Consider the following 15,246-nt stretch of genomic DNA (forward strand, 5'->3'; position numbering starts at 1 on the left):
CAAACCTCCTACGGTGTACGGCGATGACTCATGTCCGTCTCAACGCCGGCATGGCGGCCTCGAGCATCGCGGCGACGTCGTCCGCGGCGAAGGCGGCCGACACCCTGTCCACCAGCGTCGACAGGTTCGGCTCGACGTTGCTCCGGGCCTTCGTGATCAGCTGCTCGTCCGACAGGAGCGCCCCTGGCCCGCCGGACTGGCGCACCACCGACCGCGTGACCGTGCCGCCGTCGTACGCGCACTCGAGCGTCGCCGGCATGAGGTCCCGCATGACCTGGTCGTCCATTTCGGGCCGGTAGTCGCGGACGACCCGGTCGGCCACGCGCAGGACCCGCGGATCGGTGACGGCCTCGTCGGTGAAGTCCGTCAGGCCGGCACTCCCGCGGACGAGAGCCGTGGCGACGCAGTACTCGAGCGAGAACTTCCCGGCGAGGCCCGTCGTGGGTATCCGGTGGCGCAACGCGTTGCGGTAGTAGGGCGGCACCGTGGCGCGAACCGAGGTGATCGAGTCGATGTCCGCCTGCCCCAGGGCCGCGTGCAGCTCGAGCGCCGCGTCGATCGCGCCGTGGGAGCCGCCGCAGCTGGGATACGGCTTGGCCATCGGAGGTGTCGTGATGACGGCGAGCTCGTCGGTCGGCGTCTCGCGGATCTCGGCGAGGTGACGTCGTGCCAGAGCCGCCGACTCGTCGTCGAAGAAGGCGCCGAGAAACCCGCTCTCGCCGTCCAAGGTGTCCCCGGGCCCGACCACGCCCGTCGTGGTGAGCCCGACCGCGTCGACTCCCACGGCGGCGGCTCGACCGAGCTGGTAGGCCTTCAGGTCGGAGCCGAACGCGCCGCGCAACCCGCTCGCCTGCGACGCCGCGATTCCGAGCGCCGAGGCGACCTGTGGTGCGGTGAACGAGCGCAGGCGGCTCGCCACGCACGCCGCACCGAGCGCGCCCAACGTCGCCGAGGTGTGGAACCCGTGCTCGTAGTGGCCGCGGCTGTACCGGGCGAGCCGGCTCAGGACCTCGAAGCCGACGGTGTACGCGGCGACCAGGTCTGGCGTGCTCGCCGGTCGCTTCTCGTGCATCGCCAGCATGGTCGGCACGAGGACCGCACTGGGATGGCCGACCAGCGCGCGGTAGTCGTCGAAGTCGTGGATGTGGGCCATGACGCCCAGCAGGTGCGCGCGCTCCGCGGCCGATGCCCGGCCCGGTCCGCCGGTCGAGCGTTGGTGCTTCGCGACCAGCCGCGGCAGTGGCTCGTCCCTGCCGCACAGCATGACCACCAGCGTGTCGAACACGAGCCGGCTCACCGCGTGTTCGACCTCGGCGGCGGGAACCGACGTGTGCCCGGTTGCCACGAACTCGGCGACCGACCGTGTCGCGGACGCGGTCGTGTTCACCGGTCCCGCTCCTCGTGACAGGCTCGCGCGGCGGCGAGGTTCCGCTTCAGCTGGCCGACCACCGCGCGCGGGCTGTTCGACAGGTGCTCGAGGCGCGCGTCCAGGAACGAGGTCGGCGGCTCCGGGACCACGTCGTGGACGATGCCCAACTGGCGTGCGCGCTCGGCGTCGACCCCTCGGGGTGACCAGATCAGCTCGCTGAGCGCCGGCTCGGAGAATGCTCGGCTCAGGCGGCGGATCCCGGTCACGCCGTACGCCACGCCGACCCGCAGCGCCGGCAGGGTGAAGTAGCACCCGGGCGCACAGAACCTCAGGTCGCAGGCGGCGAGGATCTCCAGACTCGCGCCGATGCTGTACCTCCGGACGAACGCCGCGACGGGTACCGGCAGCCGCCGAATCGCCTGGACCGTGGCGTCGATCTCGTGCTCGGCCGTGGCCACCGCCGTCGCGCCGATGTCGTCGGGCGTCTCCTGGTGCAGCGCGCCGATGTCGTAGCCGGACGAGAACGGACCCTCGCCCGCGCCGGAGATGACGACCAGGCGCACGTCCTGATCCGTCTCGGCGGTGCCCAGCGCCGCGCGCAACGACCGCAGCATGAACGGGCTCAGGGCGTTGCGGCGCCGCGGCTGGCAGAGCTCCAGGCGCAGCGTCGACCCTTCGCGACGGTGGATCACCTCGCCGGCGGTCGCCTCGTTCATCGGACCGGTGCCTCGGTGAACTCGGGGTGGCGGATCATCGGGAACGCGCCACCGGTGACATAGAGCGTGTGGCCGGTGACGTAGCTCGCCAGGTCCGACGCGAGGAACGTCACCGCGTTCGCGACCTCCTCCGGTGTGCCGAGGCGATGCATGGGGATGAGTTCTCGGTAGCGGTCGTTGAACGCCCGCAGCTCGGGGTACCAGGTGCCTTCCTCCCGCCGGTCGGTGTCGATCACGCCGGGCACGACCGCGTTCACGGTCACGCCGTGCTCCGCGACCTCGAGAGCCAGCGTCTGGGTGAGACCGAGGAGCGCAGTCTTGGCGGTGGTCGCGTGGAATCGGTTCCTGGAGCCCCACTGCGCGTCGAGCCCGGACAGGTTGACGATCCGTCCCCACCCGGCCTCCGTCATGTGCGGGACGACCGCGCGCGACAGCAGGAACGGCGCACGCAGGTTCACGGCCTGCACGGCGTCCCACGAGGCCGCGTCCAGCGTCGCGAGCTCCGCCTTCGGCCGGACCGCCGCGTTGTTGACCAGGACGTCGACCGGTCCCAGGGAGGCCGTCGCGTCGTCCAGGGCGGCCGCGAGCCCGTCCGGATCCGCGAGATCGGCGAGCCTTCCGACGCACGGCACGCCATAGGTGTCACCGAGGAACGCGACGGTCTCGTCGAGGGCGGCGCGGTCCCGGTTGCCGAACACCGCCACCGCGGCGCCCATCGACGCGAGCCGGGCGGCGATGCACCGGCCGATGTTGCGCGTGCCTCCCGTGACGAGTGCGACCCGCCCGGTGAGGTCGAGCAGCGAACTGGCGGTGCGCGGCTCGGCCGGACGCCCGTCGGTCATTGCGCACCACCCGCCGAGAACTCCGGTGCGCCGTCGTGGACCTCGGCGGGCCGGGCCGTGGGCGGTGGCGGAGCCAGGGTCGGCACCGCCGCCAGGAGCTTCCTGGTGTACTCCTCGCGCGGGTCGGTGTAGATCGACTCCGTGTCGGCCGCTTCCACGACGCGGCCCGAGCTCATCACCGCCACCCGATCGGCGATGTGCCGCACCACCCTGAGGTCGTGGGACACGAACAGGTAACTGATGTCCCGAGTCTCGGCGATCTTGATCAGCAGGTTGATCACCTGCGCCTGCGTCGACACGTCGAGCGCGGAGACGGCTTCGTCGGCGATGAGCACCTTCGGCTCGAGTGCGAGCGCGCGTGCGATGGCCACGCGTTGGCGCTGGCCGCCGGAGAGCTGGCGGGGCCTGACGTGCATCATCCGGTCGGGCAGCGCGACCGAGGCCATGAGGTCGTGCACGGTGGCCAGCCGCTCGGTCCTGGTCTGGTCGGTGTGCAGTTTCAGCGGCTCCTCGATGAGGCTGCGCACCGTCTTCGTGGGATCCAGCGAGGAGTACGGGTCCTGGAACACCAGCTGGACGATGCGGCTGCGCTCCCGCCGGTCCATTCGGTCGACCGGCCGGCCGTCGAGGCGGACCTCGCCACTGGTGGGCTTGACCAACCCGACGATGGTCCGGGCCAGTGTGGACTTGCCGGAACCGGACTCGCCCACCACGCCGAGGACCTCCCGGGCGCCGAGGGTCAGGGTCACGTTCCGCAGTGCGTGCACGGGTCGCGGTCGACGCTGGCCCAGCCGCCTGGGTGCGACGAACACCTTCGACACGTCGTCGATCTCAAGCAGAGGCGTGCTCAAGCCGAACTCCTTCCAGGCGCAGCTCGTCGTGGCGGACGCAGCGAGTCGAGGTCGGGCCCGTGGCCAGGAGTCGTTGCAGGGACGGGTCATCGCATCGTCCGGGCACCGCGTAGTCGCACCGGGAGAAGTAGCGGCACCCGGCACTCCAGTCGTCGGGACCGGGCACCTCGCCCGGAATCGGACGCAGCGTGCTGTCCGGAAGCATGCTCGGGATCGAACGGAAGAGCGCCTCAACGTAGGGGTGCTCCGGCCGGTGGAACACGTCCCCGACCGGGCCGGACTGGGCGGTCTGGCCCGCGTACATCACGGTGACGCCGGTGCAGAACTCCGAAACCAGCGACAGGTCGTGGGTGACGAACAGGACACCCATGCCGTGCATGTCCTGGAGCTCGCGGAGAAGCTGCAGGATCTCGGACTGGACGGTGACGTCCAGCGCCGTCGTCGGTTCGTCCGCGATCAGCAGCCGGGGCCGGCAGGCGAGCGCGCTCGCGATCATGACCCGCTGCCGCATGCCCCCGCTCAACACGTGCGGGTAGTCGTTGGCTCGCCGGGCGGCCGAGGGGATTCGCACGGAGTCCAGGAGCTCGACCGCCTCGGCCCAGGCCGCCTTCCGGGACAGCCGCCGGTGCCGGCGAATGCCCTCGGCGATCTGCTCGCCCACCGTGTAGGAGGGGTTCAGGCTCGTCATCGGCTCCTGGAAGATCATGGCGATCTCCCGCCCCCGGAGCCGGCGAACCTCGCGGGGGGCGGCGCCGACGTACTCCACGCCGTCGAAGACGATCGAGCCTCCGGTCACCTTGGCCGGCACCCTGGTGAGCAGCCCGAGAAGGGCGAGCGCGGTCATCGTCTTGCCCGAGCCGGACTCGCCGACCAGGCCCATCCGTTCTCCCTCGCGGATGTCGAACGTGACGCCGTCGACGAGTCGGGTCTTGGTGCCGGCCAACTGCACGACGAGCTCACGAACGCTCAGGAGCGGACCGGCGGGCGGGGTGGCCGCGCCGGGCGACTCGTCGGTCTCGGTCATCCCTCGCCTCCTATCGGATCTCACGCGAGCCGCCGGTGGTGTCCCGCAGCCAGTCGCCGAGGATGTTGAAGGCCAGCACGATCACCACGATCAGCACGCCCGGCAGCAGCAGGTACAGGTTCGCCGAGTCGTGCAGGTACGAGGTGGCGCGCCTGAGCATGAGTCCCCAGCTGGCGTCCGGCGGCTGCACGCCCAGACCGACGAAGCTCAGGCTGGCTTCGGCCACCAGCGCGAAACCCGACATGAGCGACGCCTGGACGATCACCGGGGAGCTGATGTTGGGGAGGATGTTGACGAAGATGATGCGCCGGGTCGACGCGCCGATGACCTGCTGCCCCTCGATGAACACCTCTTCGCGCACCGACAACGTCGCGGCCCGCACGACGCGGAACATGCGAGGCGCGAAGACCACGCCGATGCCGATCATGGCGTTCGTCATCGACGTGCCGAGCGCCGCGATGACGGCGATGGCCACCACGAGCGACGGGACGCTCATGAGCGCGTCGGCCACACGGCTGAGGATCGCGTCGACCCAACCCCGGAAGTAGCCACCCAGCATTCCGAGCGGGACCCCGACCACCAAGGCGATGCCGACCGCGATGACGGGTGCGCTCAACGTCGTCCGGCTGGCGATGAGCGTCCGGCTGAACAGGTCGCGTCCGAGCTCGTCGGTGCCGAAGGGATGCGCGTTCGACGGGCCGGCCAGGCGCTGGTCCGACGTGACGTCCGGGTCGGTGCCGACCAGCCATGGCGCCACGATCGCCACGACCGCCATGAGGACCAGAACCAGAACCGACACGGCGGCGAGCGGTTCGCGCAACACCGCGCGAACCCAGCGACGGCGTGGACGGCGTGGACGGGGTGACGTCGTGGCCGGACGAGGGGACTCCGCGATACTCATGATGTTCCTCCCGCCGCCCGGACGCGGGGGTCGAGCCAGCCGTACCACATGTCCACCGCCAGGTTGACCAGGACGACGACCAGCGTCGTGAACAGGACGGTGCCCTGCACGACCGGCATGTCGCGCTGGAACACGGAATGGATGAGCAGGGTCCCGACGCCCGGCATGTTGAACACCGTCTCGACGATCACCGCGGATCCGATGATGTGGCTCAGCTGCAACCCGAAGACGGTCACGACGGGCATCGAGGCGTTGCGTGCGATGTGTTTGACCGCGACAGTGACCGGCCGCAGGCCCTTCGCCTCGGCACTGCGGACATACTCCCGGGCGGACACGTCGACGACACCCGACCGCATCTGGCGGGCGATCTCCGCCATCGGCGGCAGCGAGAGGGTGAACGCCGGGAGCACCAGGTGCATGAACCACTGCCACGGATCCTCCGTGAACGACGTGTATCCGCCGACCGGGAAGATGCTGCCGTCGCCGGTGAGCAACGCGAGCAGCACCAGGCCGAGGAAGAAGCTCGGCACCGCCACGCCGCTGACCGCGAAGATGGTCAACGCCCTGTCGAGGGCACGGTCCTTGCGCATACCGGCCAGCAGGCCCAGCGGCACGCCGATGGCGACCGCGATGAGCATCGCCAGCACCACCAGGGACAACGTGACCGGCAGGCGTTGCACGATCAGCTCGCTCACCGGCAGCCGGTTGTAGAGCGACTGTCCAAGATGGCCACTGAAGGAGTCGGCGACCCACGTGGAGAACTGCTCGATCAGCGGCCGGTCCAGGCCGAGCCGTTCGCGAACACTCGCGAGCTGTTCCGCGCTCGCGCCCGGCCCGGCTATCACCCGGGCCGGGTCCCCGGGCGTCATGTGCAGCAACCCGAACGTCAACGCCGACACGATCACCAGCGTGGGCACGGCCAACAACAGCCGACGAAGGATCATCCGTGCCATTCGTCCCTCTTCCGCGTAGCCGGACGCTCGGGGAATCGTTGTATGGAACGGGATTCCCCGCCCGACCGCTGCGCGTCGGACAGGGAATCCCGGCCGTCTCCGGTATCAGGCCCCCGTCGCGAGCCCGACGGAGCGCCAGTCCGGTTGCCCGTGCGGGAATACCTGGATGTTGCGGACCTCCTCCCGGACGCCCTGCAGGAAGTACCGCGTGCACAGCACCAGCGGGGCAGCCGCGTCATCCGCGATCGCCTGCGTGATCTGTTCGAACATCGGCGCCCGCTCGGCCATCGAGCTCGGTTGCTGGCTCTGGCGCACCAACTCGGTCAGACCGGAGGGCTCCTGCCCGCTCGGGTTCGAGGCACCCTTCGCGGTGAACCACGACGCGAACACGGTGCTCGGGTCGAAGTCCGCGAGGAAGCCGCCCAGGTAGGAGTCGGACTCGCCCCGGTCCCACCGCTCGACGAGCGCGGGAACCTCGACGATGTTGAGATCCAGGGTGATTCCCGCCGCCTTGAGGTCGGCCTGGACCGCCTCGGCGAGGATGGTCACCGAGGGGATGTTCGGCACGTCCATCTGGAACCGGAATCCCGTCTCGCCCGCATCCGCCAGGCTCTTCTTCGCCGCGTCCACGTCGTACTGGAGCGCCTCGTCGTCGAGGTTCTCGTTGTAGGCGGGGTGCCCTTCCTGGAAGAGCTGCGTGGAGGGGACGCACTGTCCCTGGAGGAGGCCGTTGGCGATGCCGTCCCGGTTGATCGCCTGGTTGATGGCGCGCCGGACCTCGACCTTGTCGAGTCCCGGGTGGCTGCGGTTGATGGCCATGAAGTACGACCGCGGCGCCGACTCCTTGAGGACGGTCACCCCGGGGAATCCCTCGACCCGGTCGACCGCCTCCTCGCGCAGGTGCGCGATGTGCACGTCGCCGCTCTGCAGGGCGCGGTACCTGGCTTCGTCGTCGGCGATCATCCGCAGCTCGAGCCCGGCGGCGTGCTGGGTCTGCGGGTTCCAGTAGTCCTCGAAGCGCTCGTAGACGAGTCGGTCGCCGGGTCGGTTCTCCACGAGCACGTAGGGGCCGGCGCCGACGGACTTGCGTTCCAGCGCGCCCGAGTCGTCGCCGATCGCCTTCGGCGAGATGATGATGCCCGGTCGGTCGGACAGTGTCGTGAGCACGGAGCCGAGCCCGCCACTCACCTTGACGGTGACCTCCATGTCACCGGTGACCTCCACCGACGTGATCGACGCGAGGGAGGACGCGAGGGTGCTCTTCGCGCTTCGCGTGTTGTCGAGGTTCGCCTTCACCGCGCCGGCGTTGAGCGCCGCGCCGTCGTGGAACGTGACACCGTCGCGGATGGTCATGACCAGCGTCTCGTCGTCCGGGGTCTCCCACGACTTCGCGAGCATCGGCTGGATCTCGCCCTTGGTGTCGGTGTAGGTGAGCCGGTCGTACGCCGCGAAGAGGAAGGGGATGTCGAGCGCGTCCGAGCTTCGGTACGGAACGAGAGTGCTCGGGAGCGTGCTGTAGGCCCATGACGCCACCGCGTTCGAGTCACACCCGCCTTCGCCGCACTCGTCCGTGATCTGTGCCGCGCCGCCTGTCTGCTCACCGGTGCCGGATCCGGAGCCGCCGCCACACCCAGCCAGCGCGATACTCGCCGCGGCCGCGAGGACGGTGATACGCAGCGGGGTTCTCGCGTGAAACCTTCTCATCATTTGGGCCTTTCACCATCCCCAGTGGACGGGACGTTGACATCAACGTCAACAGTGGGGGAGCCCCTGGTGGATGTCAAGGCTCGATTCGACATCCGCCTGTTTCCGGTCGTTTACATGTCCTTGCGTGACGCGAGCGGCACTACACGTGTCGCCCGTTCACGAGCGGGTCGATCACGGCGCGGGCGATGAACAGGCCTGACGTCGGCGGCGAGAAGGCCTCGAGGTCGCCCTCGTCGCGGAGTTCGCAGCCGTCGCCTCCGTAGGCGCGCGCCAGGGCGACGAGATCGGGGGTGTCCTGGCGAGCGATGTCATGCGGCAGGCCGTACGCGTCCAGGAATGCGAGCTCGGACCCGTGTTGGCCGTCATCGAGCACGACGATCAGGAGGTACGCGCGGTTCAGCCGCACGGCATCCAGTTCCTGCGCCGTCATCAGGAAACCGGCGTCGCCGCAGAAGAGCGTCACCAACCGGTCGGGGTGCGCCGCGGCCGCGCCCAGTGCCGCGCCGAGGCCGAGCCCGATCGAACCGTGCCCCCGACTGGAGATCCAACTCCGGCCGTCGCGCGCGTCCACGATGGCGGAGAGCAGGGCTCCCGAACGGCCCCCGTCGGCCACGACGATCCGGTCTTCGGGAAGGACGTCGTCCATCGTGGCGAGAACGGCGCGCGGGTCGAGACCGCGTGCCGGATCATGTCCAAGGTCGACAGTCAGGAGCCGGCGGCGGATGTCGACTCGCCTCGGAAGACCGGTCACCGGCGGGGGCGGTCCGAGTCCTCGACCTCGCCACTCGGCGATGAGCCGGCGGAGTGTCACCGCGGCGTCACCCAGCAGGCCCAACTCCGGTGCGGAGGCGACGAAGCGCTGGTCCTCGTCGATCTCGCATTGCACGATCGTGGCCTTGGGGAAGATCGATCCGTTGCCCGTGGTGAACTCGTTCATCGACGCGCCGACGGACAGGACCGCGTCGGTGTGGTGAAGCTGCTCGAGCACCTCGGCCGGTGACGAGTGGCCGCAGGCTCCGAGATCGTTCGGCTCGCCCGCGAAGAAGCGATGAACGTTCAGGGTCGTGGCCAGCCGGGCGCCGCAGAGCCGGCTCAGCTCGACCAGCTCGTTCCGGCATCCGGCCAGGGACGCACCCTGGCCGGCCAGCACGAGCGGGCGCCGGGCGGCCGCGAGCACGTCGACCGCGGCCGCGACCGCGGCGGGTTCTGGAGCCGGGAGGTCGGGAAGTGGTGTGCGGCGCCCGTCGGGCAATGGTGTCTCCGAGCCCAGGATGTCGTCGGGGATGCTCAGTACCTGTGGCGTTCCGTCGCGGCTGACCGCGTCCAGCGCCCGCTCGAATTCGGGTGCCAGCTCGGCCGCCGAGCCGACCAGGTGGTACCCGGCGCCCAGCGCCTCGGCGATCCGGCGTTGCTCGACGTTCTGCAGCCCGAAGTGCTGTTGGCTCGGCGACTCGCCGACCATGAGGAGGACGGCGGCGTGCTGGTGTACGGCGGCGGCCAGGGCATTGACGGCGTTGGCGAAGCCCGGTCCGAGGGTCACGGAGGCGACGCCCACGCGTCCCGAGGCTCGCGCGTAGCCCGCCGCGGCCGCCACCGCGGTCCCCTCGTGCCGGGTACGACGGAACTCGATTAGTCCTTTTTGGACACCGTAGCCCAGCCACGCGACGTTCGAACTGCCGGTCAGTCCGAAGACGACCGGCAGGCCGGCACGGTGGAGCAGTTCGGGCAGTGCCCGGTAGACGATCATCGGCCGGCCCTCCGGAACGAACCAGGACGACATGATCGCAGATATATGAGATCGACGTCTATGTCATATACGCTCGTGGCCACAGTTTGGGAAGCGGAGGCTGGGGAGGCACCGCGTGACCGCTCGCGCGCTCGACGGCATCAGGGTGCTCGACTTCTCTCGGCACCTCGCCGGCCCGTACATGACGATGATGCTCGCCGACCACGGTGCGGACGTCATCAAGATCGAGGCCGTGGAAGGGGACCCGGTCCGTGCCGCCGGCACGGGCGATGCCGCTGACGGGGACGGCCCGCTCTTCCTCGGCTGGAACCGGGGCAAGCGCAGCGTCGCGGTCGACCTTCGCGACGCCACCGTGCTCGAGGCGGTGCGTGCGCTCGTGGCGACCTCGGACGTCGTCGTCGAGAACTTCCGGCCCGGTGTCGCCGAGCGCATCGGCATCGGCTACGACGCGCTGTCCGCGATCAACCCACGGCTGGTGTACTGCTCGATCACCGGGTTCGGGCGCTCGGGTCCGTTCGCCGACCTCCCGGCCACCGACCCCATCGGGCAGGCCATGTCGGGTGTGCTGGCCCTGACCGGGCCACCCGACGCTGACCCGGTCCTGATCGGGGTTCCGATCGCCGACGTCATGGCCGCGATGCTCGGCGTGCAGGCGGCGACGCTCGCGCTCCTGCACCGCGAGCGCACCGGGCGGGGACAGCACGTCGACGTGTCGCTCATGTTCGGTCTGATGTCGACGTTGACCACGAGGCTCGCCACCTTCTGGGGGACGGGGGAGGAGCCGCGGCGGTTGGGGGGCGCGCACAGCGTCGTCCTTCCGTACCAGGTGTTCCGCACGGCGGACGGCTACGCCTGCGCGGGGATCTGGGACGACTCCGGCTGGCCGCGCTTCTGCGAGGCCATCGGGCGTCCCGATCTCGGCTCGGATCCGCGCTACCGCACCAATGCCGGAAGGGTCGAACACCGGGACGTCGTGACCCGGGAGCTGTCCGACACGTTCCGCACCCGGACCAACGGGTACTGGGCCCCGCGGCTGCGGGCGGCCAACGCGATGTTCGGTCCCGCGTACGGCCTGAACGAACTGTTCGAGCTCGACCATGTCGTCGAGTCGGGGATCGTCCAGGTCGTCGACCATCCCCGGAAGGGGGCGATCAAGCAGTTGGCGTCCCCCATCGCGATGTCGGACAGCCCGCCCCGCATCACCACTCCGCCGCCGCTGCTGGGCGAGCACACGGTGCGGGTGCTCACCGAGGCGGGACTGTCGGCGGAGCAGATCGACGCGCTCGTGGTCGACGGCGCCGCGCGGGTCGCACCCGACTGATGTCGGTCTCTCGGGACGCCGAGCACGCCCGCCTCAGTTGAGCACGCCCGCCTCGACGAGGCGCTCGTACTCCGCACGGCTCATGCCCAACATGTCGTGCAGTACCGGGAAGTTGTGCTCGCCGAGTCGCGGAGCGGGGACGAAGTCGGTCGCGGGCTCGTGCACGAAGTGCAACGGGCTCCTCAGCATCGGCACGGGTCCCCGCTGGGGCAACTCGACGTCGAGCACGAAGCGGCGCTCGCGCAGGTACTCGTCGGAGAGGACCTCGGGCAGGGTCCGCACCGGAGCGCAGGGGATGCCGCGTCCGCGCAACTGGGCATGGGCCTGGGCCGTCGTCACCGTCGACGTCCACGATGAGATGATCTTGTCGACCTCGTCGATCCGCGCGACGCGCTGGCTGAGCGTGACGAAGTTCGCCGCCTCCACGTCCCGATGCGGGTCGGCGAGCCGCAGGATCGCACTCCAGTGGGCATCGGTCACGCTGATGACGGCCAGGTATCCGTCGGCGGTCGGGTAGACGTTGTACGGTGCGCTCGCCATGCCTCCGTGGCGGTTCCCGGTGCGTGGTGGCGCGTCGGGACGCGAGATGGCCAGCCCGATGTTCGACATCAGCGAGGGCAGGACCGCCTCGAGCATGGACACGTCGATCGTCGCTCCCTCGCCCGCGACGGCTTGCCGGTAGAGCGCCGTGACGACCGCCGAGTGCAGATGGATGCCGCCGAAGAAGTCGGCGAGCGCGGGGCCGCTCTTGACCGGCGGATGCTCGGGGAAGCCCGTGCTGCTCATGACGCCGGACATCGCCTGGATCGTGAGGTCCATCGCGGCCAGGTCGGCGTAGGCGCCCGCCTTGCCGTAGCCGGAGCTCGACGCCACCACCAGCTCGGGTTTGTCGGCACGCAGAGTCTCCGTGCCCAGCCCGAGACCCTCCAGCACGCCGGGCCGGAAGTTCTCGACGACGACGTTCGCCGACCGGATCAACGTGCGGATCAGGTCGCGCCCCTCGGCGGACTTGAGGTTCACCGACAGGCCGAGCTTGTTGGCGTTGAGCATCTGGAACGGAAGGTCGGCGCCCGAGGTGGCGAGCTCGTCGCGGTTGCGCAGCGGCTCACCGCCGAGGGGCTCGACCTTCACCACGGTCGCCCCCGACATCGCCAGGAGGAACGAGGCGTAGGCACCCGCATAGATCTGGCCGAAGTCCACGACCAGGACGCCCTCCAACGGTTGGCGGGGCATGGTCACCTTCCCTCGAACTCGGGCTCGCGCTTCTCGGCGAAGGCGCGGAGTCCCTCCTTGACGTCCGCGCTGTACTGCAGCACGTGCAGCAGGCCCTGCTCCATGCGAAGGCCGTCCTGGATCGCCAGTGACCTGCTGCGGATCACCAGCTCCTTCACCGCCTGCATGGACAGTGGCGCGTGGGCCGCGATCCTCCTGGCGTAACCCATCGCCGTGTCGAGCAGCTCCGCGGCCGGAACGATCTCGGTGATGAGTCCCCAGTCGAGCGCGGTCCGGGCGTCGATCGCGTCGCCCAGCAGGAGCAGCCTCATCGCACGCGCGTGGGGTAGCTGGGCGGCGAGTCGCTGCGTGCCGCCGTTGCCCGGCAGCAGCCCGCGCTTGACCTCCGGCAGGCCGAAGGTGGCGTGCGGCGCCGCCAGTCGCAGGTCCGTGGCCAGCAGCAGGGTCATCCCTCCGCCCAGGCAGTACCCGTTGACGGCGGCGATGACCGGCTTCCAGATCTCGAGCCCGCGGTTGAGCAGCATCCGCTCCTGCGTACGCCAGAACTCCGCCGCGCCGTCGCCGAGCATCTGCGGGCTCTTGAGGTCGGCGCCGACCGAGAACGCCCGGTCGCCCGCGCCCGTGACCACCGCGACGCGGATGGCGGGATCGTCCCGCACCGCCGTCCAGGCCGACGAGAGCTGGTCGTAGGTCTCCGGGTCCATCGCGTTGTGCCGGTCCGGCCGGTTGATGACCAGGGTCGCGACGCCGTCCTCGACGTGGAAGTCCACGGGCATGGTGGCTACGTCCCTAGGTGGGGGGTCGGTGTGCCGATGGGCCAGCCTTGCGCAAGGGGCGCCCGACGCCCGAAGCGTGGCGAGGAGCTCGCCAGCGCGAGCGGCACGTCGACCCGGTACCGAAGCAGCGCGGCGCCCAGGGTCTTGCCGAGGTTGTCGCTGCGCAGGGACAGCGGCCCACCGCCCCCGAGGGCACCGTGCAGCACGAACTTCACCGCCAGCACGTTCGGCGCGAGGTACCGCTCGACCGGCCCGGTCACCAGGCGTCTGTAGTGTGCCTCGACCCGCCGCGCGCTGACCTCGTCGACCAGGAAGTCGAACACCTGCCTGGAGTCGGCGAAGAGCGTGACGTCGGCCGTGTCGCCCTTGTCGCCGGCACGGACGCCGCACAGCTCCCGGAGCTGGACATTGATCAACTCGGGTATTCCGTCCACGTCAACTCGCCCGTCCTCTGCCCGCGTCGTCGAAAGGTCGTGGGGCCAGGTGTCACCTTGACACCGTATGACATTGACGTCAATACTGAAAATCGTGGTCGCCGCGGGTGCTCGCCTTCTCCAGATCGCAAAGTCCTGACAGTTCGGAGCCGGAGGTCGTCGTGGGTGCCAAGGAAGTCTTCATCGACAAGGATCTCGAGGCCCTGCGCGAGGTCGTGTCCGACTTCATGCGCAAGGAGGTGCGGCCCGTCGAGGACCCGTTGCCCCACGACGCGAACCTCCCCGGCGCGGCCGACCTGGAGCGGCTGCAGCGAACAGCGCGTGCGGCCGGCCTCTGGTGCATCGCGTCGCCCGAGAAGTACGGCGGCGCCGGGATGTCCGTCCTCCAGCAGGTGATCGTCGTGGAAGAGGCGTCGAAGTGCCGGATGGGCGCCTACAACCCGGCCCTGGGCGCGTTCGGATGGGATCCGCCGAACGCGATCTTCGGCGGTACCGAGGACCAGATCCAGAAGTACGCCGTGCCGACGATCGAGCGCGGCGAGAAGACGTTCATGCACCTCACCGAGCCCAGTGGTGGTTCGGACCCGGCCCGTGCGATCAAGACGACCGCGACCCGCACCAGCGCCGGCTGGCTGATCAACGGCAACAAGATCTTCGTGTCCGCCACCAACGAGTCGCGGTGGGGCATCACGTTCGCGCGCACGAGCCCGGGCCGCAAAGGAATCAGCTGCTTCATCATCGAACGCGACGTTCCCGGCCTGTCCGTGACGCCCATCCCCGTGATCCGGTCGTGGTACCCGTACGAGGTGCGCTACGAGAACGTCGAGGTTCCGCACGACGCCCTGCTCGGCGAGGAAGGGCTCGGATTCCAGCTCTCCCAGCGCTACCTGGCCCACTTCCGGATTCCGTATGCCGCGGGATGCATCGGCGTCGCGGAAGCGGCGATGGAGATCGCCGTGGCGTGGGCGAAGGAGCGCGAGGCGTTCAACTCCCGGCTCGCGGACAAGCAGGCCATCCAATGGATGCTGGCGGACTCCGAGATCGAGCTGCGGGCCGCCCGGCTCCTGGTCTACGACGCCGCGGCGAAGGCCGACCAGGGAAAGCCGTTCAAGGTCGAGGCCTCGATCGCGAAGGTGTACGCGACCGAGGCCGCCGGGCGCATCGTCGACCGCTGCATTCAGATACTCGGCGGAATGGGCGTGACGCAGGAGCTGCCACTCGAGCGGTGGTACCGCGAGCTGCGCATCAAGCGGATCGGCGAAGGGCCGTCCGAGGTGCACCGGATGGTGACCGCACGGCACGTGCTCAACGACAAGTACCAGGGCTAGTGCGGTGGCCGGAAACGTTCGCCGGGTCTCTCGACGGCCCAGCG

Annotated in this window: 14 protein-coding genes; 2 read left to right on the top strand and 12 right to left on the bottom strand. The window is 69.8% G+C overall.

The window, feature by feature from the left end; translation table 11 throughout:
• Positions 1 to 28: 28 nt before the first annotated feature.
• The 9 genes from ACRDTB_RS08945 to ACRDTB_RS08985 all read right to left on the bottom strand — a co-directional run bounded on the left by ACRDTB_RS08945 (position 29) and on the right by ACRDTB_RS08985 (position 10,143).
• Entirely contained in the window at positions 29 to 1,387 is a 1,359-nt protein-coding gene (locus ACRDTB_RS08945) for an MmgE/PrpD family protein (protein WP_431429550.1), read from the bottom strand.
• Positions 1,384 to 2,085, bottom strand: a complete 702-nt coding sequence (locus tag ACRDTB_RS08950; protein ID WP_431429551.1) for an enoyl-CoA hydratase/isomerase family protein — start codon at positions 2,083 to 2,085, stop codon at positions 1,384 to 1,386. Before ACRDTB_RS08950 ends, ACRDTB_RS08945 begins: the two co-directional genes overlap by 4 nt.
• Entirely contained in the window at positions 2,082 to 2,927 is an 846-nt protein-coding gene (locus ACRDTB_RS08955; RefSeq protein ID WP_431429552.1) for an SDR family NAD(P)-dependent oxidoreductase, read from the bottom strand. Before ACRDTB_RS08955 ends, ACRDTB_RS08950 begins: the two co-directional genes overlap by 4 nt.
• Entirely contained in the window at positions 2,924 to 3,778 is an 855-nt protein-coding gene (locus ACRDTB_RS08960) for an ATP-binding cassette domain-containing protein (protein WP_431429553.1), read from the bottom strand. The genes ACRDTB_RS08955 and ACRDTB_RS08960 overlap by 4 nt, the downstream gene beginning before the upstream one ends.
• Positions 3,759 to 4,802 (bottom strand): ABC transporter ATP-binding protein, encoded by a 1,044-nt coding sequence (locus ACRDTB_RS08965; RefSeq protein WP_431429554.1) that lies wholly within the window; start codon positions 4,800 to 4,802, stop codon positions 3,759 to 3,761. The genes ACRDTB_RS08960 and ACRDTB_RS08965 overlap by 20 nt, the downstream gene beginning before the upstream one ends.
• Before the next feature lie 10 nt (positions 4,803 to 4,812).
• Positions 4,813 to 5,703: an ABC transporter permease gene (locus ACRDTB_RS08970; protein WP_431429555.1), complete on the bottom strand. Its 891-nt coding sequence runs from the start codon at positions 5,701 to 5,703 to the stop codon at positions 4,813 to 4,815.
• Positions 5,700 to 6,656: an ABC transporter permease gene (locus tag ACRDTB_RS08975; protein ID WP_431429556.1), complete on the bottom strand. Its 957-nt coding sequence runs from the start codon at positions 6,654 to 6,656 to the stop codon at positions 5,700 to 5,702. Before ACRDTB_RS08975 ends, ACRDTB_RS08970 begins: the two co-directional genes overlap by 4 nt.
• A gap of 105 nt (positions 6,657 to 6,761) precedes the next feature.
• The gene (locus ACRDTB_RS08980) at positions 6,762 to 8,363 is read right to left on the bottom strand and encodes an ABC transporter substrate-binding protein (RefSeq protein ID WP_431429557.1); all 1,602 of its coding nucleotides are present in this window, start codon (positions 8,361 to 8,363) and stop codon (positions 6,762 to 6,764) included.
• Positions 8,364 to 8,502: 139 nt separating this feature from the next.
• Positions 8,503 to 10,143: a thiamine pyrophosphate-dependent enzyme gene (locus ACRDTB_RS08985; RefSeq protein ID WP_431429558.1), complete on the bottom strand. Its 1,641-nt coding sequence runs from the start codon at positions 10,141 to 10,143 to the stop codon at positions 8,503 to 8,505.
• A gap of 82 nt (positions 10,144 to 10,225) precedes the next feature.
• On the opposite strand from ACRDTB_RS08985, the gene ACRDTB_RS08990 reads away from it, so the two are divergent.
• Complete coding sequence (locus ACRDTB_RS08990) at positions 10,226 to 11,431, top strand: CaiB/BaiF CoA transferase family protein (RefSeq protein WP_431429559.1); 1,206 nt, start codon at positions 10,226 to 10,228, stop codon at positions 11,429 to 11,431.
• A 33-nt stretch (positions 11,432 to 11,464) separates the two neighbouring features.
• On the opposite strand, the gene ACRDTB_RS08995 is transcribed toward ACRDTB_RS08990, so the two are convergent.
• The 3 genes from ACRDTB_RS08995 to ACRDTB_RS09005 are packed head-to-tail and all read right to left on the bottom strand — an operon-like array spanning position 11,465 to position 13,874.
• Positions 11,465 to 12,664 (bottom strand): CaiB/BaiF CoA transferase family protein, encoded by a 1,200-nt coding sequence (locus ACRDTB_RS08995; RefSeq protein WP_431429560.1) that lies wholly within the window; start codon positions 12,662 to 12,664, stop codon positions 11,465 to 11,467.
• A gap of 2 nt (positions 12,665 to 12,666) precedes the next feature.
• Positions 12,667 to 13,440 (bottom strand): enoyl-CoA hydratase/isomerase family protein, encoded by a 774-nt coding sequence (locus ACRDTB_RS09000; RefSeq protein WP_431429561.1) that lies wholly within the window; start codon positions 13,438 to 13,440, stop codon positions 12,667 to 12,669.
• Between the two features lie 5 nt (positions 13,441 to 13,445).
• Positions 13,446 to 13,874, bottom strand: a complete 429-nt coding sequence (locus ACRDTB_RS09005; RefSeq protein WP_431429562.1) for an AtuA-related protein — start codon at positions 13,872 to 13,874, stop codon at positions 13,446 to 13,448.
• Between the two features lie 161 nt (positions 13,875 to 14,035).
• Between ACRDTB_RS09005 and ACRDTB_RS09010 the strand changes: the two genes are divergently transcribed.
• Positions 14,036 to 15,202 carry an acyl-CoA dehydrogenase family protein gene (locus tag ACRDTB_RS09010; RefSeq protein ID WP_431429563.1) on the top strand — a complete coding sequence of 389 codons (1,167 nt, stop codon included), beginning with the start codon at positions 14,036 to 14,038 and terminating at the stop codon, positions 15,200 to 15,202.
• Positions 15,203 to 15,246 lie beyond the last annotated feature (44 nt).

Origin of the sequence: Actinophytocola sp. (assembly GCF_050699935.1) — a bacterium.
In the GTDB taxonomy this organism is placed as follows: domain Bacteria; phylum Actinomycetota; class Actinomycetes; order Mycobacteriales; family Pseudonocardiaceae; genus Actinophytocola.

Coding starts and splice junctions, on each gene's coding strand:
- ACRDTB_RS08955 (WP_431429552.1), bottom strand. CDS start 2,927: ATGACCGACGGGCGTCCGGCCGAGCCGCGCACCGCCAGTTCGCTGCTC.
- ACRDTB_RS08995 (WP_431429560.1), bottom strand. CDS start 12,664: ATGCCCCGCCAACCGTTGGAGGGCGTCCTGGTCGTGGACTTCGGCCAG.
- ACRDTB_RS08965 (WP_431429554.1), bottom strand. CDS start 4,802: ATGACCGAGACCGACGAGTCGCCCGGCGCGGCCACCCCGCCCGCCGGT.
- ACRDTB_RS08980 (WP_431429557.1), bottom strand. CDS start 8,363: ATGATGAGAAGGTTTCACGCGAGAACCCCGCTGCGTATCACCGTCCTC.
- ACRDTB_RS08975 (WP_431429556.1), bottom strand. CDS start 6,656: ATGGCACGGATGATCCTTCGTCGGCTGTTGTTGGCCGTGCCCACGCTG.
- ACRDTB_RS09000 (WP_431429561.1), bottom strand. CDS start 13,440: ATGCCCGTGGACTTCCACGTCGAGGACGGCGTCGCGACCCTGGTCATC.
- ACRDTB_RS08970 (WP_431429555.1), bottom strand. CDS start 5,703: ATGAGTATCGCGGAGTCCCCTCGTCCGGCCACGACGTCACCCCGTCCA.
- ACRDTB_RS08950 (WP_431429551.1), bottom strand. CDS start 2,085: ATGAACGAGGCGACCGCCGGCGAGGTGATCCACCGTCGCGAAGGGTCG.
- ACRDTB_RS08985 (WP_431429558.1), bottom strand. CDS start 10,143: ATGTCGTCCTGGTTCGTTCCGGAGGGCCGGCCGATGATCGTCTACCGG.